This window comes from Acinetobacter faecalis, from assembly GCF_034187745.1.
GTDB lineage: Bacteria > Pseudomonadota > Gammaproteobacteria > Pseudomonadales > Moraxellaceae > Acinetobacter > Acinetobacter faecalis.
In genome coordinates, this window is record NZ_JAXHPF010000002.1 from 254,780 (window position 1) to 279,814 (window position 25,035).

Below are 25,035 nucleotides of genomic sequence, written 5' to 3' on the forward strand. Positions count from 1 at the left end.
ACTTATTTCTCCTCTTTGTAGTCAGCTACAGCTTGTACAGATGGAGTTGCTTGAGGAGCCCAAGCTACAGGACGATCTGTGTCTAATTCAAATGTAGAGATTGCATCTTTAACTAAGCGTGCATCTACTTCACCTTCATCAGCCAATTTTTTCAATGTTGCAACAACAATGTGAGCTGCATCTACACCAAAGTAGCTACGTAATTTAGCGCGTGAATCTGAACGACCATAACCATCTGTACCTAATGCTACAAATGGACGGTTGTCTGGAAGATATGCACGAATTTGTTCGCTATAAGCACGCATATGATCTGTTGCAGAAACAACGATACCTTTCGTACCACGAAGCTGTTTAGATACCCATGCTTCTTTTGCTTCTTCAGTCATTGGATGTAAGCGATTGTATTCTTCACATGCCATACCATCACGTGCAAGTTCGTTGAAACTTGTTACGCTGAATACGTTTGAATGGATTTGGTATTCATCACGTAAAATTTGAGCAGCTTTAATTACTTCACGAAGAATTACACCTGAACCCATAAGTTGAACAGTTGCTTTTTCATCTTCTTGTAGTAAATACATACCACGTTTAATACCTTCTTCAGCACCTTGTGGCATTTCAGGATGCTCGTAGTTTTCATTCATTACAGTTAAGTAATAGAAAATACGCTCTTGGTTTACATACATGCGTTGTAAGCCATCATGCACAATAACAGCAAGCTCATAACCAAAACATGGGTCATAAGACACACAGTTTGGAATTGTATTTGCAAGAATATGTGAATGACCGTCTTGATGCTGTAAGCCTTCGCCATTTAGCGTTGTACGACCTGCTGTTGCACCTAGTAAGAAACCTTGTGCTTGTGCATCGCCTGCAGCCCATGCAATGTCGCCAATACGTTGGAAACCAAACATAGAGTAGTACATGTACATTGGAATCATTGGTAAGTTATTTGTTGAATAACTTGTTGCCAATGCTGCCCAAGCGCTCATTGCACCTGCTTCGTTAATACCTTCTTGAAGCATGTGACCATCTTTCGCTTCACGGTAATGCATAAGCTGTTCTTGGTCTTCAGGTGTGTAATGCTGACCATTTGCCGCATAAATACCTAACTGACGGAACATACCTTCTAAACCAAAAGTACGCGCTTCATCTGGAACAATTGGAACAACACGGTCTTTAATTGCTTTTTCTTTCAATAATGCTGAAATTAAGCGAACCATAACCATGGTTGTAGATTGTTCTTTACCTTGAGAACCTTTTAACACTGCGTCAAATACAGAAAGCTCAGGAATAGCAAGCTGTTCGCTTTCTTTACGACGTGCAGGTAAGTAACCACCTAAAGCCTCACGACGTGCTTTCATATATTTAAGTTCAGGCGAGTTTTCGCTTGGACGATAGAAAGGCACTTCTTCTAATTGCTCATCGTTAAATGGCAAATTGAAGCGATCACGTACATATTTTAAAGATTCAATTTGCATCTTTTTGATTTGATGCGTTTTGTTTACCGCTTCAATTTCATCAGATAAACCATAACCTTTCACTGTTTTCGCTAAAATAACAGTTGGTTGACCTTTTGCTGTACATGCTTCTGCATACGCTGCAAATACTTTGTACGGGTCATGACCACCACGATTTAGATTATCAATATCTTCATCGCTTAAATCTTTTACAAGCTCAGCAGCTTCTGGATATTTACCAAAGAATTTTTCGCGAGCATAAGCACCGCCTTTCACTTGTAAACGCTGATATTCGCCATCAAGTGTTTCTTCCATTACAGCTTTAAGTGCGCCTGTTTCATCTTTAGCAAGTAGTGGATCCCAATGACGGCCCCAAACCACTTTAATTACACGCCAACCCGCACCACGGAATAGTGATTCAAGTTCTTGAATAATTTTACCGTTACCACGAACAGGACCATCTAAACGCTGTAAGTTACAGTTTACAACCCAAATGAGGTTGTCTAACTTTTCACGACCTGCAAGTGAAATAGCACCAGTACTTTCTGGCTCATCCATTTCACCATCGCCAAGGTAAGCCCATACCTTACGGTTTTCTTCTTTAATCAAACCACGGTTCATTAAGTATTTTTGAATATGTGCTTGATAAATCGACATGATTGGACCAAGACCCATAGATACTGTAGGGAACTGCCAGTAATCAGGCATTAGGTATGGATGCGGATAAGAAGGCAAGCCAATACCATCAACTTCACGACGGAAGTTATTTAAATGTTCTTCAGTTAAACGACCTTCAAGGAATGAACGTGCATAAATACCAGGAGCACAATGTCCTTGGTAATAAATCATGTCGCCGCCAAAATTATCGTTACTTGCACGGAAGAAATGGTTAAAACCAACATCATATAAAGTTGCAGATGATGCAAAGCTCGCTAAGTGGCCACCTAAGTCATCACCTGTTTTATTTGCACGAAGAACCATTGCAAGCGCATTCCAACGAATAAGTGCTCGAATACGACGCTCCATATCTTGATCACCCGGCATTGCAGGTTGTTCTTCTACTGAAACTGTATTTAAGTAAGGAGTATTTAGTCGCTGAATGGGAACATGCTTCGCAATTGCGCGTTGGTATAATTTTTCAAGCAAAAATGCACCGCGTTCAGTACCCATATGTTGTATTACAGAGTCAAACGCATCTTGCCATTCTTGGGTTTCTTGCGCATCTGTATCGCCATAAAACGCCATAATTCACCTATTCCATATGCCTAATTATATATACATATATGTATCACACTTTTGGCTAGCGCAGATATCGTTCTAGATGAATACGGTTTTGGTCTAATATTTAATAAATAAATACCTATTGACATTTTTTTACTCAAAACAACAAAAAACCGCCAATATTGGCGGTTTTTTAAACACAACTATCAAAATTTAATGATAGCCTAATTATATTCAGTTTATGAGTGAGTTTTATGCGGACTCATTCAAGCAGTCATAATCCTTCTTATGGCAGCATCGCTAAATATGTAGATGGATTTTTGCGTTGACCATCTTTTACTACTTCATAATGTAAATGAGGACCAGTACAGCGACCAGTACAACCTACATCGGCAATATGTTCACCTGCTTTAACACGCTCACCAACACGGGCAATTAAACGTGAAGCATGCGCATAACGCGTTAAATAACCATTACCATGGTTAATTTCAACATATTGACCGTAACCAGTGCCCCAACCTGATTTTGTTACAATGCCAGGACCTGTTGCATAAATTGGTGTACCTGATGGTGCAGACAAATCTAGACCTGAATGGTTTTCAGCACGACCACCCATGGTACGACCACCATAGTTCGAACTTACACGCTTCATATCAGGTAATGGATGTGTCACCAACCAAGAATATGCTGTTGAAGAATATGTAGCATTTGAGTTGTATTTCTTAGCAATTGAATCGTTGTTTAATTCAACCGATTTTTCACGAAGTTTTACTGAAATTTGAGTATTTGCAGGAACATCAACATCCTCAGCTTCTGTATAGCTACCTTGAGCTAACGTACGCGTAAGTTGTTCTAAACGATCCGGTGAATTATTTTGCGTTGTATTCACTTGAACCAAATCTGCAAATGCTAAAGAAGTAGCCGAAACCGCTACCGTAATAGCAAACACAATACGTTTTAAATGCATAAAAACCTCATAAACTGTTTTACTCAAAATTTCTTGGTGATCTCATCCTTGATATCCACCGAAAAATGCGCTTAACATAAGACAAAATCATGAAGGAATGATGTATGTCTGAACCAGTAAACGTCTTTCAGCAAACAAGAAAACACTCAAAAACAGGAAACTTAACGTTTCTCTCTCAACAAGTATCTGCATGGCAGAAACTTACAAAATTAATTCAACCCTTATTACCACAACCTGAACAATGGCATGTGGCTTGTTACCAAAATGGTATTTTAACAATTACCGGACTCAATCAAGCTATGATTAGTCAGTTGGCATATTTACAAAAACAATATATTACTCAACTTTCACAGCTTGAAGGACTACATGATTTACAAAAAATCTATGTCCGATTAAGAGTAGAACCTCTTAAACCCCAAAAAAATGAAGTTATGCCCAAAATTCTTAATGCTGAAACTCAAGAAATGCTCAAAAGTGCAGCTGACTGTGTGACAGATCCTAAGCTTAGCCAAGCTTTGTTACGTTTGGCAAGTAATAAAAAATAACAAACTTGAACATTATATGATCATTGCAAGCGATATTTCGATAAACACATCACATTATTTTTAATATATTATAACATTCGCTAAAAATATAATGAATTAACTCACACTTACATACTTAATTGGGCATTCGCTTTCGTCATTAAATGTTACAATTTCATAGCTTGTCGAATCACTTTGAACATTGCGAAGAAGTTGGTTGTTAAGTGCATGACCCGACTTATAACCGTCAAATTTTGCAATGACTTGATGACCTAATAAATATAAATCCCCTACCGCATCTAATATTTTATGGCGCACAAACTCATCGGAGAAACGTAAGCCCTCTTCATTTACAACGCCATCGTCATCTACACCAATTGCATTTTCAAGACTTGCGCCTAAAGCCAAATTATTTGCTTTTAAGTAGTCCAAATCTTTCATAAAACCAAATGTACGCGCGCCACTGACTTCATATACAAATGTTTCGGTAGAAAAATCGATGGTTGCAGACTGATATTCTTTTTTAAATGCAGGATGATCAAAATCAATTGTAAAGTTTAATTGGAAACCATCATGTGGATTGAAAATTGCACGTTTATCTGCAATTAAAGCTTCTACAGGTTTTAAAATTTTAATAAATTTTTTCGGTGATTCTTGTTCTTGCAACCCACCTTGCATAAGCAAGTAAATAAATGGGCCCGCACTACCGTCCATAATAGGGACTTCAGACGCGGATACCTCAATAATCAAGTTATCTATACCTAAACCTGCAATAGCACTCATTACATGTTCAATAGTACCTACTTTGGCATTTTCTTGAACCAAGTTAGAACACATGAAAGCTTCTTGAATTAGCATTGCATCGGCAGGAATGTCTATAGGTGGATTTAAATCAACACGGCGAAAAACAATACCTCCATCGGCATGGTGAGGCACGAAATTAATCAATACTTTTTGCCCACTATGTAAACCAATACCGCTCGCTTTCACGACACGTTGTAAGGTACGTTGTTTCAACATGTTTCTCTAATCATCTATATATCAAACAGCTATACGTTAGCATATTTAGTCATTTTTAAAAAACAAAAAGGTAGCATTTTAGCTACCTTTTTGTTTAAGACACTTCATACAACAAGCATTTAATATTATTTATGTTGTTGGTTTTTAAGATATTCTTGAATACTCATAGGTGTTGGACGAGCAGTACCCGTAGCACCTGAAGTATTGGCAGAAGTTGACGCATCATTGTGCTGACGTTGAATTGCAGGCACATCATCCTCATCTGTTGAACTAACATGCGATGAAGATACTTGTGTTTGTGCAACTGAACGCTTCACAGGTTCCACTGAATCTGCCGAGTTACGTGTCAAGCCTGTTGCAATCACAGTAACGCTAATTTCATCACGTGCGTCTGGATCAAATACCGTACCGTAGAATACCTGACCTTCATCAAGATCGGCAATTTGGTTCACAACATCAGTAATTTCTTCAATTTCACCAAATGTTACGTCATCACCACCCGTTACGTTAATTAAAATACCTTTGGCATTCATAATTGTTACATTATCGAGTAATGGGCTACGAATTGCTTGTTCTGCAGCTTGGCGCGCACGTGTTTCACCACGACCTGAACCAACACCCATCATTGCGTAACCACGCGTACTCATCGCAGTTTTCAAATCGGCAAAGTCAAGGTTAATATGACCAGGACGTACAACCAAATCGAAAATACTACGTACCGCATTTAACAATACATCATCTGCTTTTTTATAAGCATCTTTCATTGAAATATCACGGAATACTTTAAGTAAACGTTGGTTTGGAATAATAATTAAAGAATCAACGTGTTGTTCTAAAGCTTCAATACCTTTTTCAGCAGATTGCAGACGACGCTTACCTTCAAAGTTGAACGGTGTAGTTACCACGCCAACAGTCAAAATACCCATCTCTTTAGCAATTTCAGCAACAACTGGTGCAGCACCAGTACCTGTACCACCACCCATACCAGCAGTAACGAACACCATATCGGTGCCTTCAAGTTGCTGACGAATAAGCTCACGGCTTTCTTCTGCTGCTGCTTGACCGACTTGTGGATTTGCACCCGCACCTAAACCGCGTGTGCTTTGTTCGCCCAGTTGAATTTTAAATTGCGAATTCATACGATCCAAAGCTTGTTTGTCTGTATTTGCACAAACAAATTTTACACCTTGGATATCAGACTCAAGCATATGCTGTACAGCATTACCACCAGCGCCACCCACACCAAACACAGTGAAGCGGGCTTGACCGTTATTATCAGCTTGATCATCTTCAAAAAATTCAAATGATGCCATGATCTTTAGATTTCCTAATTCATAATTGGCAGCGACTTAAGCCCGTATACTGCCTTGATCTTAATAAAAATTGTTTTTAGGATGCTGTTCAATGCTTAGCTTGTCAAGTGCTCGCTATTTTATATACAACTTCCTAACAATATTCCCTAAAAACTCAACTAAAAAATTGATTTTAACTTCTCATTTAAGCCTGACCATGCTCGCCCTACACGGCCCCACACTGAAAGTTCACCAGTATCTTCAGGCTCAACAATTGTGTCTTGTGCATATATCTGACTATACATTAATAGACCTGCAGCCGTAATGTATTGTGAACGACGTAAGGCTGCCTGATGTTGATCATCTGCTGTTACTTCAAGCGGTGGATTGCCTAAATGAGCAGAAACACCTAATACTCTACGTGCAAAACTCACCATACCTTCAATTTGACAAGCATCGCCAGCAAGCACAACGCCATGATATAAACCATGAATTGCACCACTTTTTTCTAGTTCATGACGAATTTGTGCAAATATTTCTTCATATCGAGCAATAATAATTTCTGATAGCTCAATACGGCTAATGGTTTGCGGACCATCAATACCTTGTATTTGAATCATGTGATCTGGCTTAACAACGCTTAAATCGACACAACCATATAAAAGTTTAATACGTTCAGCTTCTTCAGTAGAGGTTTGCAATACTGCTGCAATATCACGTGTTACATTTTCCCCACCACGTTGTAATGTATGTGCTAATGCTAAACGACCTTCTAAATAAACCGCTAAATTTGTGGTTCCTGCACCAATATCAACTAAGCAAACACCATATTCTTTTTCATCTTTTAATAATGATGCCTCTGCAGTTGCTAGGTTTGAAACCACCATTTTTTCTACAAAAATATTGGCACCTTTTAAAGCACGATCAAGATTTTGCATGACACTAATAGGCATCATCATTAATTGATAATGCGCTGTCATACTATGTGCAGACATGCGAATTGGATTTTGCACCCACTCACCTGCATCATCTAAATCGAAACCTAACGGAACAGCACTTACTAAATAATGATCTGACGTTAAATGACTTGCTTTTGCTAAGTCTAAAGCGCGCACAACTTCACTTGTTGTAATTGTATGGTCATGATTATCAATTGGCGTACGACCAGAAGCATAATAGCTCTTCAATTCTGCACTTGGAATAGAAATCCAAGCCGAGTGAATACGGCATTCGGCCATATCTTCAGCTTCTTGCACTGCATTTTTAATTGCTGTAACGACTTTGTCGAGACTTACAATTTTCCCTTTATTCATGCCTCGGTTACGAGCGGTTGCCATCCCTATAACTTGGATGTTATCCGGCGCATGTACCTTACCAATCAAAACTGAAACTTTGTGTGTCCCAATGTCTATCGCAACAACCGAGGGAACAGCTTCATTCATTATTTATTACTACCATTACTTGTGAATGTTTAATTTTTGGCAAAAAAGCCTATATTTTAAAGCCTATTATTATGGCTTCGCAGTGACTTCGCCTGCAATGCTTTTATCACTAATCGTTACAACAAAATGTCCATTTGCAATATGAGGCGCAACTGAATTTTTCCATTGAATCGCTAAACCATTTCTGTAGCGTAAATCGATAGCAGAAACTCTATCCCATGTTGGCTTTAAATCATTCTGAGCCAAATAACTTAATCTTTGCAGTTTGCTCATCATTTGATCTTGGTCAACAATAACACGTAAACCTGAATCAAACTGCATAAACCATGTCATGCGATCTGTTAAGTATAATTCTTTTAATCGCATATTTGCTGATAAAAATAATTGATTAATCTCATTATATCGGCGCATCATCATTTTAGACTGATGTGTTGGACCATGTAAAAGTGGCAAATTTTGATGATTTTTTACAACAACTTCTGTAAATACATCACCACTATCACTAAGTAGTCGTCCTGTTCCCCAACGTGCAATCGCTTGTTTTGGCATTACACGAACTCGAATTGAGTTAGGCCATAATCGAGAAACAACCACGCGATCTACCCAAGATAACTCAAGTGTTTTATCTCGAATTTCTTTTAAGTCCGATGTGAAATAGTTATCTTTCACAACAGGTGAAACATGGGTAATTATTTGTTTTTGTTCTACGCTAGATGTTGTACCTACAACATCTAGTCGTGCAACTTGACCATCTGTAATAACTTTATAAAGTCCAAATATACCAACCACCAAAACAACAACAGCCACACACAATAGTAGCCACCCACCGATATTCGAAAGTTTTTCTTTCGCAGTAAGAGGCTTGTCATGTATAGACGTAATTGCGGCTTTTTTGCGACGCATAGAGGCTGGTAATTTAGCCATAATTTAGTGAGTCGCTTCCGTCAATGTTTGCTCAAGAATAACAACACATAATTCATCAAAATTATAACCCACTGCTTGAGCAGCTTTAGGAACTAATGAATGACTTGTCATACCAGGAACAGTGTTTACTTCTAATAGCCAGAAGTTACCTTGTTCATCTTGCATCGCATCAATACGCCCCCAACCACTTGCACCAACTGCTTGAAATGCACGCAATGATAATGCTTGAAGTTGTTTTTCTTCTGACTCTGTCAAGCCACAAGGAATACCATACTCCACATCATCACGGCTATATTTAGCATCGTAATCGTAGAAAGCTACGTCTTTAGGTGGCTCTAAACGAATTACAGGAAGCGCCTGACCATTTAAAATTACAATGGTAAATTCACGACCTGTAATCCATTTTTCAGCCATAACAACAGCATCATGTTCTGTTGCTTTTTTAATCGCTTCTGCAAAGTCTTCAATTTTTTCAACTTTGCTCATACCAATACTTGAGCCTTCATGAACAGGCTTAATAATAAATGGCAAACCAATTGAATCTACAATTTCTTGTAAATCGGAATCTTTAGTTACAATGCGATATGGTGCTGTTGGAAGCTCTGAACCTTGCCAAATTTGCTTGGTTTTTACTTTATCCATCCCAATTGCTGAACCTTGAACACCTGTACCTGTATAAGGTAAACCAAGCCATTCAAGAGCACCTTGGATTTGACCATCTTCGCCGCCGCGACCATGCAAAACAATAAACGCGCGATCGTAGTTTACTAATTCAGTTACGCTACGATCTTTCGGGTCAAAACCCTCTGCATTCACACCTGAACGAAGCAAAGCTTCTAGAACAGCATTACCACTGTTTAAAGAAACCTCACGTTCGGCAGATTTCCCACCTAATAAAACGGCAACTTTGCCGAACTTCGAAGCATTAGACACGTTTATATCCTTAAACTTTATAAATGACTTAATTGAATTTAAACCTCATTCCGAGATTATTTTAAATATAAGTTATTTTGTACAAGTTCGATTGAAATTGCACCAACATTACCCGCACCTTGTGTTAATAACAAGTCGCCTGGCTTGAGTACATTTTTCATCACGTTTTGAATATTGCCTTCTACAGGATCAATAAGCGTTGGCTCAACTTCACCGCGCAAACGAATACTGCGTGCCAATGAGCGACTATCTGCTCCTACAATTGGCTTTTCACCTGCCGAATAAACTTCTAATAATAAAAGTTGATCGACTTGCGAAAGTACATCTACAAAGTCATCGAAACAATCACGTGTACGACTGAAACGGTGCGGTTGGAATATCATCACCAAACGACGGTCTGGATGACTTGCACGCGCAGCTTTAATGGTTGCTTCAACTTCTTTAGGGTGATGACCATAATCATCTACCAATTTCACGCTACCGCCATCTAGTTCAAATTCACCTTGAACCTGGAAACGACGACCAACACCACTAAAACTCTCTAAAGCACGACAAATTGCACCATCAGAAACACCTTCATCTGTTGCAATACCAATTGCAGCCAATGAATTTAAGATGTTATGTGCACCCGGCATATTAATGGTTACGCGTAATGGCTCGCGATCTTTACGCAAAACCGTAAAGTGCGATTGCATACCAATCTGTTCAACATCTACAGCACGAATATCGTTGTCTTCGTTAAAGCCGTAAGTCAGTACAGGACGACCAATACGCGGCATAATTTCACGAATATTTGCATCATCACCGCATACAACAGCTAAACCATAGAATGGAAGTCTTTGTAAGAAAGTCACAAACGTGTCTTTTAATACATCGAAGCTACCGCCATACGTATCCATATGGTCTGCATCAATATTTGTCACAATGGCTGCCATTGGCTGTAAATGCAAGAATGATGCATCTGACTCATCTGCCTCTGCCACAATAAAACGACTCGCACCCAATGCAGCATTTACACCCGTGCGGTTAAGCAAACCGCCAATCACGTATGTAGGGTCTAAATTTTCTTCTGCCAACATACAAGTGACTAAACTTGTTGTTGTAGTTTTACCATGTGTACCTGCAACCGCAATACCATGGCGGTAACGCATAAGTTCGCCAAGCATTTCGGCACGACGCACCAAAGGAATACGAGATTCAATAGCTGCTTTAATTTCAGGATTTTCCTGATCAATGGCAGTTGAAACAACAATTACGTTGGCATTTTGAATATTTTCAGCCGCATGACCGATATAAACTTTAATGCCATTTTCTTCGAGCTGTGCTGTTGTTTTTGATGCTTTGATATCTGAACCAGAAATTTTATAACCTTGGTTCTTTAATACTTCCGCGATACCACACATCCCCGCACCACCGATACCCACAAAATGAATGTGTTTAATACGGCGCATTTCAGGCACTTTAATTAACTTTTTAGCTTGATCAGCTGGTGTAGATGGAGACATATTTTTCTCGGATTACAATTCTTGAATTAAACGAACCACTTGTTGGGTTGCATCTGGTTGAGCCTGTTGACGTGCTTTTGCAGCCATTTCTGACAACAATTGACGGTTCATCAACGGGGCTAAAATTTCTTTTAAACTTTCTGATGTTAATGTTGCTTGCGGGCAAATTTTCGCTGCACCGCTATTTGCTAAAAATTTTGCATTTGCAGTCTGATGATCATCTACAGCAGATGGCAATGGTACAAAAATAGCAGCAACACCTGCGGTTGCAATTTCAGTTACAGTTAATGCACCTGCACGGCAAATAATTAAATCTGCTTTTGAGTACGCTTCCGCCATATTTTCAATAAATGGTTGTACATCTACATTCAATTGGTCAGGCTTACCGTCATAACGTGCAAGTGTTGTTTCAGCATGGTTTTGACCACATTGATGATAAACATTTAATGGCACATTTAACTGTTTTAATGCTTCTGGCACACGCTCATTTAAAGCTTGTGCACCAAGCGACCCACCCACAATTAAAATGCGTAATGGCTCGCCTGCTTTTTCACGTTCTTGGTAACGCCAAGACGGATTTAAAATTTCTGTAATTTCTTTACGAACAGGATTTCCCGTTGTTTGTACTTTTTCATTTGTAGCAAATGTATTTGGAAATGCCTGACATACCGTTTTTGAAATACGCGACAATTGTGTATTGGTAAAACCTGCTACGGCGTTCTGCTCATGAATAATGACAGGAATTCCTAACGCTCGTGCAGCCAAACCACCCGGACCTGCAACATATCCACCAAAACCAGCTACAGCATCAACATTAAGCTGCTTCATATAACGCATAGCACTTAAAGTAGCTTTTAATATTTTAAATGGTGCTGCTAATTTACGAAGTACACCATTACCACGCACACCTTGAATATCAATTTGATAAATTGGAATATTTTGATTTTTTAATAATCTATTTTCCATACCAGACGGTGTTGCCAACCAAGAAACTTCCACACCTTGCTGCTGAAGTTCTTTCGCAACTGCAAGTGCTGGGAAAACATGTCCGCCCGTACCTGCTGCCATCATCATGACGTGTTTAGGCTGTTTTTTCTGTGCGTTGGTCACGGTCTAATTCTTCAACTTAATATGGGCTAATGAAAATTCGTTATAAGCTATCAATTGTAATCACAAACGTATGGTACGTGAAAGTTAATTTACTTTTTTTCACCAAGCAGTTTATCGTTTTTTTCTACAGTTATTGAAGTTTAAACTAGATTTATTATCAGGTCTGTATTTTTACTTATACTTAAGTGAAATATCATTCACTTTTCTTTGTATTTGATTGCTCACATCTTAAATATAAACCTACGAATTTTAAAAATGTGCACATAGTTCATGCTGTTCAATCTATTATTTCATTAGCATATTTTTCCAATAAGCTTAGCCATAAAGGCTATAAGTCTTTTATCTTATTTATGTTATTTCTTTGTATTTACTTTATAAGTTAGCAGAGTTTTGCTCACTTAAAGTTATGCATCGGAAGCACATGTCTAAATTATCAATACGGGATTTATGGGTTATTTTAGCTGGCTATTTAGCTGCTATTCATATGGGAAAATTATCTGTCGTCCTCCCTATTTTGCAAAAAGATTTAAACTTAACACTCACTCAAGCAGGTTTATCTCTATCTATTGTTCAAGGTGCAGGCATGCTATTTGCCTTGAGTATAGGTGCATTTTCCGAAAAATTAGGTTTAAAACGCTGTTTAGTTTTTGCCTTAATTATTATGGGTTTAAGTAGCATTGCAGGCCCTTGGCTTGATACTGTTATTTTACTTTACTTTTTTAGATTTCTCGAAGGTATTGGTTTTTTAACTATTTCTCTTTGTGCGCCTGCAATTTTAAAACGCATTAGCAAGCCAGAAACCATCAGTTTCAAAATGGGGCTTTGGAGTTCTTATATGGGGCTTGGCATTAGTTTCGCAGTATTTACAATTCCCTTACTTTTAGAATATTTAACTTGGCAAAATATTTGGGTTATTTTAGGTATCGCTTGCTTTGTTATTGCGCTCATCATTCAACTATTTTTAAATATTGATCATCCCCCTCAAACCATAAAATCTCCTGTACCTGCAGCTAAAGATAGTCTTTGGCAAATTATTCGTATCACCCTTACACACCCTCCTATCATTTGTTTAGCGATTGCATTTGCATGCTATACAAGCCAATGGATTGCTGTTACAGGATTTTTACCAAGTATTTATGTAGAGAATGGTTTGAGTTTAAAAACAGCAGGTTTACTTGTATCACTTGTTGTTTTAGCCAATTTAGGCGGAACATTTGGTGCAGGCATGCTGTTGCAAAAAGGTTGGACAACACAAAAACTATTAATTATTGGATTTATTGGTATGTTTATTACCAGTATTCTAACGTTCACAACAAATAGCTGGTTAGCTTTTGAAATACAGTTTTTAAGTGCTGTTTTATTTTCAATGATTGGTGGCGTCATTCCAACCACAATCTTATCAATGACATTACACTATACCCCTCATATAAACGCAGCGGCGGCAAGTGTAGGTTTACTGCTTCAATGCTCTGCCTCTGCACAATTTTTTATTCCTCTTTTCAGTGCTGCTTTTGTTTCAGCAACACATACATGGGCAAGTATGAGCATTGTGACATCTTTACTTTGCTTATTAGGTTTGTTCATTATGTCTTTATTTTTTAAACGCTATGCGAAATAAAAAAGAGCCTCAAATGAGGCTCTTTTTATTTAGACTTAATCACCGCTTCATCTGTAGCTTTTAATTTTCCAACTTTTCGCCAAGGATTTTTCCGCTGATATTTTTGCTCTAAAAAATCTAATGCTTTCCAATACCACGGAATTAAATGCTGCTTTACAAAAGGAATAGAAAGTACATTTAAACCAACCCACGGCAAAAATGGACTACGACGACCATAAGCCCATAATTCAATTCGCATTGATGGTCGAACGCTTGACCCACGTGCATGAAAACCATAAGTATCTGCAATCACCAACGTATTTTTCTTTACAGAAAATGCTTGTGGCTGACCATAACCTAAGCTTTCTAATTCATTTTGATTGATTCTCAAAGATCCTCTACGACTAAGTGCATTCGACTTTTCATTCATTTGAATAGATTGCAAATACTCCCAGTCGAGTCTTTTCTCAGTCACAATATGTGAACCTGGCACATAAACAAAAGGACCTTCGTCTTCTGCAACATCGGTTAAAAATAACCATGCTTTGACACTCGAATGAAAAGTATCGCTATGTAAGCTTGTTTGTGGGTCGGGACGCGACTTTCTGACCTGTGACAAAATCACCTGTACATAATACATGGGCTGAACTTTAGAACTTGCCACATAATTCAAAAGTGCTTGCCACGTTGAGCTATTTAATAATTTTTCTGTTGCAGGTAATTGCTGCAAAGCATCGCCATCTAAAGCCATTCTACGAGTAACGGTATCGCCCTGCAAAGTTTCGCGGGTTTCCAAAGGTGTTTCTAAAAGCTCTTTCGACAGTTGTACAAACTCATCTTCAGGTAAAAAGTTTTCTTTTAAAATAAAACCATTTTTCTGGAACTGTTCTACTTCATCTGAAGTTAATACTTTTGCAAGTTTTTGCCGTCTTTTTTGCGCACGTTTAGATGCATATTCAACACGAAAACGATGTAAACCTAATTCATTAAACGTTTTATTTCCCACAATTGAATGCGATTCAAAGCTTTTTGCAAATCCGAAAAGTGTTGTGGCATCAACCACAAACTTTTTCGGATTTGCTTTCGCAATTTGTTTTAATTCTTGTAGAACTACTTTTTTATTTGGATATGCCCATATTTTTTTATTATTTTGACCATAAAGTCTCTCTTTTTTTAAATTATTTGGCTAAACCCGCTTCTAAAACATCAAACAGATCATCAGCAATTGATGTACCAAATGTTGCGTCAATTTCACGAATACAGGTTGGGCTTGTTACATTAATTTCTGTCACATAGTTCCCAATGACATCTAAACCAACAAATACCAAGCCTTTTTCTTTTAAGAACGGACCAACTTTTGCTGCAATTGCTTTGTCATTTTCAGTGAGTGGACGCGCTTCACCACGACCGCCTGCTGCCAAGTTACCACGTGTTTCACCATTTTGTGGAATACGCGCTAAGCAATATGGTACAGGTTCGCCATTCACCATAAGAATACGTTTATCACCATCTACAATTTCAGGGATATAACGCTGCGCCATGATTGGTTGTTGACCCATTTCTGTGAGCATTTCTAGTGTAGAGCCAATGTTCGCACCATCCACAGTTAAACGGAAAATACCCATACCGCCCATGCCATCTAGTGGTTTTACAATCACATCTTTATGTTCTGCAATAAACTCACGAATTAAACTTTGTTGTGAAGTGACTAATGTTGGTACTTGAAGCTCTGGGAACTGCGTAGCAAAGAGTTTTTCGTTACAGTCGCGTAGGCTTTGTGGTTTGTTGATAATCCAAGCGCCTTCGCGTTCTGCTTGTTCTAAAATATACGTCGTGTAAACAAAGTTCATGTCGAACGGTGGGTCTTTGCGCATAAGCACAACGTCGTAAGCAGCAATCGATTCTTTTTGTTTTTCACCAAGTTCATAGTAATGGTTGTAATCTTCAAATACTTTTAAAGGCGAAATAAGACCAAATGCTTTACCTTGGTCAATATATAAGTCTTGTTGTAATGCATAACCGAGCTCATGACCACGTCGAGATGCCGCCCAAAGCATTGCCATAGATGAGTCTTTTTTTAGATTTACATTTTCGATGGGATCCATCACAACAAGTACGCGCATATTTCTGCTCTTTTAAAAATGATCTGCTAAAGAGTATAACGGAGATTCTTCATTTCTTTTTCGGAATTTCCGTAATCCTTTTATTCTTTTATGTTGAAGGTGTTTTGATGTTGCAAGCAATTATCGGATTTCATTTAGATGATGAGCAGCATTATGTTGCGAAGCTTGCTTGTGGGCATAATCAGCATGTGCGCCATACTCCGCCTTGGCAAAACCGTCCTTGGGTAGTAACAGAAGATGGTCGCAAAGAAAAATTAGGCGTGATGTTGGAATGCAAATTATGTGACGATGAATTAAACAAATAATAATATTAGTGTTATATTTTATTTACTTATAAAAATTCTGTTTTCAAAAGCTATGTCTACACCTGTTTGGATTTGTTTATATATTTTCATTAGCCTAACTTGTAAATGGATTCTTTCTTGGGGTGGCGCGGAAGTAATTAAGGGATGGAAAAGTATCTTTTTCTTAGATATGGAAGCCGATTGGAATAAAGAACAATTACGTGCAATGGCTTTATTTACATGGATAGGATTTACTATTCTTTTTATAGTCGGGTTAATTTTTCCTGAGTATCGGTTTTATAAAAATTTAAGTTAAGTTTTCACACAACAACCTATGCAAAAAAAAAAAATTTACTTTAAGATAGTGTTTTTATGTAACCAAACGATGATATATGAAAAGTTTTGTAATAAGTTTACTTGCAAATAATGCAAAACGACGACAACATATTGAGAAAGAATTTAGTGAAAAAAATGTAAAGTTTGAGTTTTTTGATGCTATAACTCCAGATATGAACAAGACTCTTATGTCTAAATATCATCTCGAAAATATCCCAACAAATCTCACAGAAAAAGAAATTTCATGCTTTTTAAGTCATTACGTACTATGGAATTATGTAGTAGAAAATGATTTAAATCATATTGCTATATTTGAAGATGATATATATTTAGGTAATAATGTACAAAACTTCTTAACTGATTCAAATTGGATCGACCCCAATATAGATATCATAAAATTAGAAAAAGGTGTTCAAACAACAGTAAAATGCTCATTTAAGCATACTGAAATATTTGGAAGATCTATTTACCGTTTAAAAAGCACACACTATGGTACTGCTGGATATATTATTTCAAATAAAGGTGCTAAATATCTAATAGAACAGTATAGCAATGCTACTGAATTATTTGCGGTCGACATCCACATTTTTGAAAATTATTTAAAAAATAAAAGTTATATAGTAATGCAACTTTTACCAGCACTTTGTATACAAGATTTCGTCGCGCATCACTTAAATTTAAATAATGAAATAACTCTTGAGAGCTCCTTACAGGTAGGTAGAATTAATAACCAATCATCACAAATTAAAACCAGAAAAAATAAATCCATTTTATATAAAATAATAAGAGAAATTATTAGACCTTTATTTCAAATTTATAATTTTTTTTACAAAAGGTTATATACAAAAAATGTGATATACAAATAAGATATTTTAAATCAATAGGTTGAACATAATGCTCATTATGTTTAACCTATTAGTTTCATTCGATATAATTCAATGTATTAACCTGACACATATAACAAAATGCAAACAAAACTGATTTTCATATTTCACAATCAATTTACAAACAGTATTTAAAAAAATCATCAATTTCATAAAAAAGGAAGCCTTCGCTTCCTTTTTTACATCTCTAAAAAACATTAGATACCATACTTAACGCGATAATCTTCCATTTTCGCTAAAGCTTCTTTCTCGCCTTTTGCTTCTAAGTAATCCATCAAATCTTTCATGGTAATTAATGCATGAACAGGAATTTCTAATTCTTTTTGAACTTCTTGAATTGCAGAAAGTTCACCCTGACCTTTTTCTTGACGGTCAAGCGCAACTAAAACACCCGCAATTTGTGCGCCTGCATTTTTCAAAATAGTTACCACTTCACGAATAGCCGTACCCGCAGTAATCACATCATCAATAATCCAAACTTTTTTACCTTCAACAGAAGCACCTACCAAAACACCACCTTCACCGTGATCTTTCGCTTCTTTACGGTTAAAGCCCCATGGCACACTTACACCATGATTTTGTGACAAAGCCACAGCAGTTGCAGCTACAAAAGGAATACCTTTATAAGCAGGACCAAAAACCACATCAACATTTTCACATTGTGTTAATTTATCTGCGTAGCCCGAAGCCAATACAGTTAAAGCTTCACCGTCGTTGAGTAAGCCTGCATTGAAAAAATAAGGACTCACACGACCCGATTTTAAAGTAAACTCACCAAATTTAAGCACACCACGTGATAATGCAAGTTCGATAAAAGCTTGAGGGTTAAACTGAGCTGGCGATGTCATGAGGTGCTCCAAAATTCATAAAGAAAGGTTATGACTGCGCATGATACCAAAGAGTAGCTATCCAAGTGATCAAAAAATTTTACGAGTCGTGTCAATAAACGTAAACGGATTACGTGCGGCTGAAAAAAAAGGCATTTTCAATTGGATGGCGACATCCGATGCAGACGTAATTTGTATGCAAGAATCACGCATTACGCACGAACAATGGACAGACAAATTCAAACCTGAAGGATGGTACACACATCTGTTCCCTGCGGAAAAATCAGGCTACGCAGGTACAGCAATTTACAGCCGCTTACCTTTTGTCTCTGTAACCGATGGTTTAGGTTTTGAACTTGCCGATTCACAAGGTCGTTTTATTTCAGCCGAATTTGATCTTGGATTAGACAAACCTGCGCATATTTGTTCATTATATCTTCCTTCTGGGTCATCTGGCGATGAAGCACAAGTACGCAAAGACCACTTTTTAGATGAATACAAAAAAATTCTAAAACAATGGCGAGATGAAGATAAATCTATCATTGTGTGCGGTGACTACAATATCGTACATAAACGCATTGATATTAAAAACTGGTCGGGCAACCAAAAAGCGTCAGGCTGTTTACCACATGAACGTGCTTGGCTAGACCATATTTATGATGATTTAGGCTATGTAGATACGTTCCGTGAAGTTCGTAAAGAAGCTGAAGTGTATTCATGGTGGTCAAATCGCGGACAAGCACGCGCGAAAAATGTGGGTTGGCGTATTGATTACCAAGCATGTTCTCCAGACTGGAAAGACCGTACAGTAAATGCTTGGGTATATAAAGAAGAATGGTTTAGCGACCATGCTCCTGTGATCATTGATTATAAAATCTAAACTAGTTAAGTTTACACTCGTTCACTGAATAGAGTTTATTATCCTACACAACATGTCGTATTTGGGCATTTATCTCTACATCGAATCAGCGCATTATAGCTCCACGGCAAAGGGACACTGTCAGGATGACAACAAAAGGATTGGAAGCCGTAGGATGAAGAAGGAACAATTAATTTTGTTCTCAAGGATGTAAGACATTGGACGTTATAGTGAGACCCGCATAATCAGGATGATTAGATGCGGGTTTTCTCTTTTTATAAATATCATTTTTATTTGCAGTTTTTTATTCTTCTTATCTACACAGCATATTCTCAATGAATTTCATGACAATTACATGAACCTTTCGTGTCAAACTCATGAAACATGATTTTTATGATTTCACATAGAGCTTTCCTTTATTTTCCGCTAATCTATTTAAAATTTAGAATCTAAATAAGGCGTAATTATGCTTAAGGTTTATGGCATTAAAAATTGTAATTCAATGAAAAAAGCATTCGATTTACTGACAGAGCTTGGCTTAGCGTATGAATTTCATGATTATAAAAAACAAGGCATAGATGCCGAAACTGTGAAAACTTGGTTAGCTGAAATTGGTCAAGATTTGGTGCTTAATAAAAAAGGTACGACTTGGAAAAAACTGAGTGAAGAAGAACAGCAACACGCCCTTGCAAGTGAAGCGAATCTTATTGAAACGCTTACAACACATACAAGCATGATTAAACGTCCTGTTATTGCTACAGGTTCAGGCTTTATTATTGGTTTTGATGATTCTGAAATTAGTAAATTAAAATAAATTGATCTTCATAAAAAAGCCTGACAAATGTCAGGCTTTTTTTATTTATATAGTTAAAACTTAGTTAACACGAACCCAAGTTTGGTTACGTCCTAAAGCTGCAACACCAATGTAACCACGTAGCTCTAGCTTTTTACCACCATTCGCAAGCTTACCTTTTAGACTATAAGACTTGCCATTTTTAGGATCTAAAATTGAGCCGCCATCATAGTTTGCACCACCTGTATTTTTAAGGTTACGTACAATTGTTACACCTTTAAGTGATTTATTTTTATATGTACCTTCACACTTAGTACACGAGTTTTCTTCACCTGGCGTTAAAATGCTTTGAATCGTTGCATTCAATGTACCATTTGATTGTTCAGTAAACTTAACAACCGCTTTTGGTTGTTTCGTTTTATCGTCAATTGTTTTCCACACTGTGCCATTTAATGGGTCTGCTGCGTGTGCTACTGCTGCAAAGCCAACTAATCCTAATACCATTGCAATTTTTTTCATTTTTCTATGTCCCTGATGTGTCTATATACGAGCCTAGTATCAAAAAATCACAAATATAAAGCAATTTATGAATGTGACCGTTTGGTGTAACTTTGTAATTTATATTGTTGAATTGAATAAAAAGTGTCTAAATAACAACCAATATAAAGTATATATGGACATATCGCGAATGTTGAAACAATTTTTAACAGAGCAATTTCTTAAGGCTTCAATTCGTACACCTAGCAAATTGAATCTACCTATAGGTTCAGCACGCTTTTCAATTGAGCAAATGTGTAAGCTTTTTCCAAAAGACGAAAATGTAGAAATTCGAAAAATTTCTTTAGCAGGATTAAAAGCCGAAGAACTAAAACCTCAAGATGAATCAACTCAGCTTATTTTCCATATACATGGCGGTGCCTTCTATTTAGGCTCGCTCAATACACATCGCGCATTTTTAACCCATGTTGCAGCACGCACACAAATGCAGGTGATTCATGTCGATTATCCTCTTTCACCAGAACACCGCTTTCCTACTGCTTTAAATGCATTATTTGATGTGTATCAAGAATTACTAAATCAAGGTATTCAAGCCAAAGATATTATTTTGTCGGGAGATTCTTGCGGTGCGAATTTAGCTTTAGCACTTGCCTTAAAAATTAGAAATGAAAAATTACCGCAAGCAAGCGGTCTTATTTTACTTTCGCCATTTTTAGATTTAACGCTAACCAGTGAATCTATCCGTTTTAATCAAAAACATGATGCCCTACTTTCACTAGAAACCATTGAAACAGGAATTAAGCATTATTTACCTGAAGATGTTGATGTTGGAGATCCCCAAGTTTCTCCAATGTTTGATGACTTCAAAAATTTACCACCAACGCTTGTTCAAGTGGGTTCTAAAGAGCTTTTACTCGATGATGCAAAGCGCTTTAAAGACAAAGCAAAGCAAGCAGGTGTAGATGTGACATTTAAAATTTACACAGGCATGTGGCATAACTTTCAAATGTTTCACTCTTGGTTTGATGAAGGTAAAAAGTCTTTGGCAGATTTAGCTGAATTTGCACATAAACAAGATAAAGACTAAGAATTTAAGTACAAAAAAGAAGGCTTTTGCCTTCTTTTTTTATTTTATTTTTGAGCTTGATAAGGCTCTAAATAATTCACCCATGCATCTTCAGCTAACGCACCTTCTATCCATTCTTTAACTGCAAAATGATTAAGAACATTTTGCATATATATTTGCGTGCTTTTACTCACAGGCAAGGCATACGTTTTTAAGCGTGTAACTATAGGTGCGTAAAATGCATCTGCTATAGAAAACTCTCCACATAAAAAACTATCTATATGTGGACGCTCCGAGAAAATTTGCTCAATGCGTGCAACGTCTGCATGTAAGTCTTCAAACTCATGCCAAAGTTCAGCACCTTTTTCTGCTAAATTAGCGCGAAGATTCATCCCACATAAGTTACGAATATTGGGGAAGCCGCTATGCATTTCCGCAGAAATACAACGTGCTCTTGCTCTTAATTTAGAATCTAAAGGCCATAAATTTTTCTCAGCATATTGCTCTGCTAAATATTCACAAATTGCTAAGGAATCCCAAACCAATACATCATTTTGTACCAATACAGGTACTTTCCCATTGGGGTTTATCGCTAGAATTTCTTGCTTGAATGTACCTGTATTTCGCTCTTTTGGAAAAGGAATCATCACTTCTTCAAATGGAATATGAAAGGCTTTAAGTACTAACCACGGACGCATAGACCAACTCGAATAGTTCTTGTTGGCTATATAAAGTTGCATCATGGCTAACCTCCTAAATGCTGTTTAAATTTTTCAATTTGACTAAGCAATTCTTGTTCAGAAAAAGCACCCGTTAAACGTAAATTACGAATTTCTTGTTGTTCCGCATTTAAAAATAAATAGGTTGGAGGACCCAAAATATCGCGCTCATTCAATAAAGCTTGATGACCTGCATCGTACTCACTTAAATCTAGTTTAATTAAATAAAAATCTTGAAGTGCTTGCTGAACATTTGTCGCCTTCAAAATACGATGCTCTATAGGCTGACACGCGACACACCAATCGGCATATACATCAATAATAATGCCTTGATCTTTTGGTGCTTGAGTAAGAATTTGATGAAATTCTGAAGCCGTATATGCAACATTCCAAACCATATTTGAAGACGTGTTTGTAGCTGTATGAAAGAACCGTTGGCTTTGTTGATATTGGCTATAAACCAGATAAGGCACAGTTAAAATTAAGATCGCAATATATGCCCATTTCCACTGTGTTTTATTCCACATAAAACGAAATAGCACATAGGCAACAAAGCTAATGCCTAATGCCAAACTTAAGCATTGGAACCATATTTCAGACAATAACGGGCGCACAAAATACAAAGCTAAAGTGAGCATAATAAATGCAAAAATCACTTTAATTTGATTCATCCACATGCCAACTTTTGGCAAGAATTTAGAACCTAAAATACTCGCAATAAGAAGTGGCGTTCCCATCCCAAAACCCAATGTAAACAGCAGTAATGCACCATGCCACTGACTTTGTGTTTGAGAAATAAAGAGTAATGCACCTGCCAAAGGTGCAGTCATACACGGACCAACCAACAGTGCCGAAATCATCCCCATGACCGCAGCACCAACAAGACTTCCACCTTGTTGCATAGCTTGTGCATGATCCAATTTATTAACCAAAGCCTGTGGTAACTTAAGCTCGAATGCGCCAAATAAATTCAGCGCAAATGCCACAAATAACAAGCTAAATGCAATAAGTGTCGATGGTTGTTGCAACCATCTTTGGAAATTTAACCCTGCCGATGATGCAATTAACCCTAAAATTGCATACACCATTGCCATGCTACAAACAAAGACCAAAGCAATCATCCATGCTTTTAGACCTTTGTTATTACGCACAATAAGTGAGGTTAAAATAGGAATCATCGGTAAAGAACATGGCGTAAATGCCAATAAAATACCTAAGCCAAAGAACAGTAATAATCCATAAATAAATGAACTATCTGCAAGCTTTTCCGACCACATTTGATCTTTAGCAGACTCATCATCATTTAAGTTTTTTGGCGAAGATGTTTCTGTATTATTTACAGCATTCTTCGCTTCATTTTTTTGTGTAGATGCGGCTAAATCCAAAAAGCTTTTCGAAGGCACTGCCTGATTTTTTAGTGCAACCAAACCATCAATATCTGTTTCAAATTCTATTTGTTGTGGTGGATAGCAAATTCGATCTTTAGCACACCCCTGCCACATTACTTGATATTTTTTAGAGGCTTCTACAGGAATATTAAAGTGAACTTTCTGATAATAAACTTGAGTTTCCCCATAATTTTCATCATAAAGGTTTTGAGCTTTTGGTAAATTTAAAGGAAGTATTTTTGAGTTAGTTTTAACTTCAAATTTATGCTGATAAAGATAATAATTTTCTGGAATTTCCCAATTTAATTGGGCATGTTTGGAATCTATAGACTCAACTGAAAATGCAAAAGCATCTTCTGCCGAACGTAAGGAAGTTTGAGCATATAAGGTTGTTGAGAGAAGTACGAATAACCCGCCCAACATCCACTTTATAATGACATACAAACTTGGCTTATTTTCTAGAAGATGCTTTTTCATAGGTTCTTCAAATTAGAATAGGTAAGAAACACCAAATCCTGCTTGATAACCTTTATCTTGACCATTCAAGTCTAAGCCAATCGTTGCATCAACTTGGGCACGTTCATTAAAGGCATAAATTACACCTGAACCTAAGTTATATTCAACATCTTGACCTTCTTGCTTACGATAAACCAACTCAGAAAAACCTGACCAGTTACCCGCAATTAGATACTCAACTGTTGGTACAGCAGTTACCGCCCAATTGCTGCTCTGAACTTCATAAACCATAGAAATAGACGTTGTAAGCTGATCGCTATGATCATAAGCAACTACTGAACCTAAGCTATAAATATCTTTGTCATTGGTAAATTCATCATTACCTGTTGCAATTACAGCTTGTGCCAAAACTGCCATCGACATTTTTTCATCATCAAGCTCAATGGCTTTTTTCAAACCAATACTTACATCACCTAAACCATGCTTAGACTCTTTGGTTTTGCCCACTTTAGATTGTGTCCACTGTGGGCCATCCCAACCTAATTGTAATTCAAGCCCTTCAGCTAAACCTGTACGTAATAATACATCTGCACCATACGTCGATTTTTTTAACTTACCATTTTCTGTTTTTTCTTCAGAGTAGCTATAGCTTGGTAAAGATTGTTCCCAAGCAAGTTTACCTACAGGTGTAATACCCGTGCCTACACCAGAACCTGTATGGTCAAATGAAAACTCAGCAGCAACTGCATTTGCACTTAAACCTGCCAATAATGTGAACCCTAAAGTTTTTAATGCTGACATAATTGT

General features: G+C 37.2%; 24 protein-coding genes. 8 read left to right on the plus strand and 16 right to left on the minus strand.

From position 1 onward, the window contains the following. Positions 1 to 2: 2 nt before the first annotated feature. Together aceE and SKM54_RS03105 are read right to left on the minus strand one after the other, a co-directional pair. Positions 3 to 2,705, minus strand: a complete 2,703-nt coding sequence (aceE, locus tag SKM54_RS03100) for a pyruvate dehydrogenase (acetyl-transferring), homodimeric type (RefSeq protein WP_311917982.1) — start codon at positions 2,703 to 2,705, stop codon at positions 3 to 5. Positions 2,706 to 2,967: 262 nt separating this feature from the next. Continuing rightward, complete coding sequence (locus tag SKM54_RS03105) at positions 2,968 to 3,648, minus strand: M23 family metallopeptidase (RefSeq protein ID WP_321087430.1); 681 nt, start codon at positions 3,646 to 3,648, stop codon at positions 2,968 to 2,970. A 104-nt stretch (positions 3,649 to 3,752) separates the two neighbouring features. Here SKM54_RS03105 and SKM54_RS03110 point away from each other — a divergent pair, with 104 nt between their 5' ends. Further along, positions 3,753 to 4,193, plus strand: coding sequence for a DUF721 domain-containing protein (locus SKM54_RS03110; protein WP_321093979.1), 441 nt, complete (start codon positions 3,753 to 3,755; stop codon positions 4,191 to 4,193). Between the two features lie 96 nt (positions 4,194 to 4,289). Here SKM54_RS03110 and lpxC read toward each other — a convergent pair whose 3' ends face one another. The 7 genes from lpxC to murG form a co-directional block, all read right to left on the minus strand. Then, the gene (gene lpxC / locus SKM54_RS03115; protein WP_154772636.1) at positions 4,290 to 5,192 is read right to left on the minus strand and encodes a UDP-3-O-acyl-N-acetylglucosamine deacetylase; all 903 of its coding nucleotides are present in this window, start codon (positions 5,190 to 5,192) and stop codon (positions 4,290 to 4,292) included. 125 nt (positions 5,193 to 5,317) lie between these two features. After that, positions 5,318 to 6,505: a cell division protein FtsZ gene (gene ftsZ, locus SKM54_RS03120; protein WP_154772637.1), complete on the minus strand. Its 1,188-nt coding sequence runs from the start codon at positions 6,503 to 6,505 to the stop codon at positions 5,318 to 5,320. Between the two features lie 158 nt (positions 6,506 to 6,663). Continuing rightward, complete coding sequence (ftsA, locus tag SKM54_RS03125; RefSeq protein WP_321087428.1) at positions 6,664 to 7,926, minus strand: cell division protein FtsA; 1,263 nt, start codon at positions 7,924 to 7,926, stop codon at positions 6,664 to 6,666. 69 nt (positions 7,927 to 7,995) lie between these two features. Further along, positions 7,996 to 8,850, minus strand: coding sequence for a cell division protein FtsQ/DivIB (locus tag SKM54_RS03130; RefSeq protein ID WP_321089004.1), 855 nt, complete (start codon positions 8,848 to 8,850; stop codon positions 7,996 to 7,998). Between the two features lie 3 nt (positions 8,851 to 8,853). Next, positions 8,854 to 9,783 (minus strand): D-alanine--D-alanine ligase, encoded by a 930-nt coding sequence (locus SKM54_RS03135; protein ID WP_321087425.1) that lies wholly within the window; start codon positions 9,781 to 9,783, stop codon positions 8,854 to 8,856. Positions 9,784 to 9,839: 56 nt separating this feature from the next. Then, a complete protein-coding gene (murC, locus tag SKM54_RS03140) occupies positions 9,840 to 11,288 on the minus strand; it encodes a UDP-N-acetylmuramate--L-alanine ligase (protein WP_321093981.1) in 1,449 nt (482 codons plus the stop codon). A 12-nt stretch (positions 11,289 to 11,300) separates the two neighbouring features. Beyond that, a complete protein-coding gene (murG, locus tag SKM54_RS03145) occupies positions 11,301 to 12,398 on the minus strand; it encodes an undecaprenyldiphospho-muramoylpentapeptide beta-N-acetylglucosaminyltransferase (protein WP_321093983.1) in 1,098 nt (365 codons plus the stop codon). A gap of 421 nt (positions 12,399 to 12,819) precedes the next feature. Between murG and SKM54_RS03150 the strand changes: the two genes are divergently transcribed. Then, positions 12,820 to 14,016: an MFS transporter gene (locus tag SKM54_RS03150; RefSeq protein ID WP_321093985.1), complete on the plus strand. Its 1,197-nt coding sequence runs from the start codon at positions 12,820 to 12,822 to the stop codon at positions 14,014 to 14,016. Positions 14,017 to 14,041: 25 nt separating this feature from the next. Here the strand turns inward: SKM54_RS03150 and SKM54_RS03155 are convergent, their stop codons facing one another. Together SKM54_RS03155 and gshB are read right to left on the minus strand one after the other, a co-directional pair. Beyond that, a complete protein-coding gene (locus tag SKM54_RS03155; protein ID WP_321093986.1) occupies positions 14,042 to 15,058 on the minus strand; it encodes a phytanoyl-CoA dioxygenase family protein in 1,017 nt (338 codons plus the stop codon). Between the two features lie 115 nt (positions 15,059 to 15,173). Then, the gene (gene gshB, locus SKM54_RS03160; RefSeq protein ID WP_321093989.1) at positions 15,174 to 16,118 is read right to left on the minus strand and encodes a glutathione synthase; all 945 of its coding nucleotides are present in this window, start codon (positions 16,116 to 16,118) and stop codon (positions 15,174 to 15,176) included. A 107-nt stretch (positions 16,119 to 16,225) separates the two neighbouring features. Between gshB and SKM54_RS03165 the strand changes: the two genes are divergently transcribed. The 3 genes from SKM54_RS03165 (at position 16,226) to SKM54_RS03175 (ending at position 17,604) form a co-directional block, all read left to right on the plus strand. Then, complete coding sequence (locus SKM54_RS03165) at positions 16,226 to 16,423, plus strand: DUF3565 domain-containing protein (protein WP_321093992.1); 198 nt, start codon at positions 16,226 to 16,228, stop codon at positions 16,421 to 16,423. A 52-nt stretch (positions 16,424 to 16,475) separates the two neighbouring features. Further along, complete coding sequence (locus SKM54_RS03170; protein WP_321093994.1) at positions 16,476 to 16,718, plus strand: hypothetical protein; 243 nt, start codon at positions 16,476 to 16,478, stop codon at positions 16,716 to 16,718. A gap of 76 nt (positions 16,719 to 16,794) precedes the next feature. After that, the gene (locus SKM54_RS03175; protein WP_321093997.1) at positions 16,795 to 17,604 is read left to right on the plus strand and encodes a glycosyltransferase family 25 protein; all 810 of its coding nucleotides are present in this window, start codon (positions 16,795 to 16,797) and stop codon (positions 17,602 to 17,604) included. Positions 17,605 to 17,819: 215 nt separating this feature from the next. Here the strand turns inward: SKM54_RS03175 and pyrE are convergent, their stop codons facing one another. Continuing rightward, positions 17,820 to 18,470 (minus strand): orotate phosphoribosyltransferase, encoded by a 651-nt coding sequence (pyrE, locus tag SKM54_RS03180; protein ID WP_321094000.1) that lies wholly within the window; start codon positions 18,468 to 18,470, stop codon positions 17,820 to 17,822. A 40-nt stretch (positions 18,471 to 18,510) separates the two neighbouring features. Between pyrE and SKM54_RS03185 the strand changes: the two genes are divergently transcribed. Together SKM54_RS03185 and SKM54_RS03190 are read left to right on the plus strand one after the other, a co-directional pair. Next, complete coding sequence (locus tag SKM54_RS03185) at positions 18,511 to 19,329, plus strand: exodeoxyribonuclease III (RefSeq protein ID WP_154772648.1); 819 nt, start codon at positions 18,511 to 18,513, stop codon at positions 19,327 to 19,329. Between the two features lie 445 nt (positions 19,330 to 19,774). Next, a complete protein-coding gene (locus SKM54_RS03190) occupies positions 19,775 to 20,122 on the plus strand; it encodes a Spx/MgsR family RNA polymerase-binding regulatory protein (RefSeq protein ID WP_321094003.1) in 348 nt (115 codons plus the stop codon). A gap of 60 nt (positions 20,123 to 20,182) precedes the next feature. Here SKM54_RS03190 and SKM54_RS03195 read toward each other — a convergent pair whose 3' ends face one another. Continuing rightward, a complete protein-coding gene (locus SKM54_RS03195; protein WP_321094005.1) occupies positions 20,183 to 20,620 on the minus strand; it encodes a DUF2147 domain-containing protein in 438 nt (145 codons plus the stop codon). A 154-nt stretch (positions 20,621 to 20,774) separates the two neighbouring features. On the opposite strand from SKM54_RS03195, the gene SKM54_RS03200 reads away from it, so the two are divergent. Next, positions 20,775 to 21,686, plus strand: coding sequence for an alpha/beta hydrolase (locus SKM54_RS03200; RefSeq protein WP_321094009.1), 912 nt, complete (start codon positions 20,775 to 20,777; stop codon positions 21,684 to 21,686). Between the two features lie 44 nt (positions 21,687 to 21,730). Here SKM54_RS03200 and SKM54_RS03205 read toward each other — a convergent pair whose 3' ends face one another. From SKM54_RS03205 to SKM54_RS03215, 3 genes are all read right to left on the minus strand, one after another. Further along, positions 21,731 to 22,408 (minus strand): glutathione S-transferase family protein, encoded by a 678-nt coding sequence (locus SKM54_RS03205; protein ID WP_321094013.1) that lies wholly within the window; start codon positions 22,406 to 22,408, stop codon positions 21,731 to 21,733. 2 nt (positions 22,409 to 22,410) lie between these two features. Further along, positions 22,411 to 24,195, minus strand: a complete 1,785-nt coding sequence (gene dsbD / locus SKM54_RS03210; RefSeq protein WP_321094125.1) for a protein-disulfide reductase DsbD — start codon at positions 24,193 to 24,195, stop codon at positions 22,411 to 22,413. A gap of 66 nt (positions 24,196 to 24,261) precedes the next feature. Continuing rightward, positions 24,262 to 25,029 carry a transporter gene (locus SKM54_RS03215; protein ID WP_321089013.1) on the minus strand — a complete coding sequence of 256 codons (768 nt, stop codon included), beginning with the start codon at positions 25,027 to 25,029 and terminating at the stop codon, positions 24,262 to 24,264. Between the last annotated feature and the right edge of the window lie 6 nt (positions 25,030 to 25,035).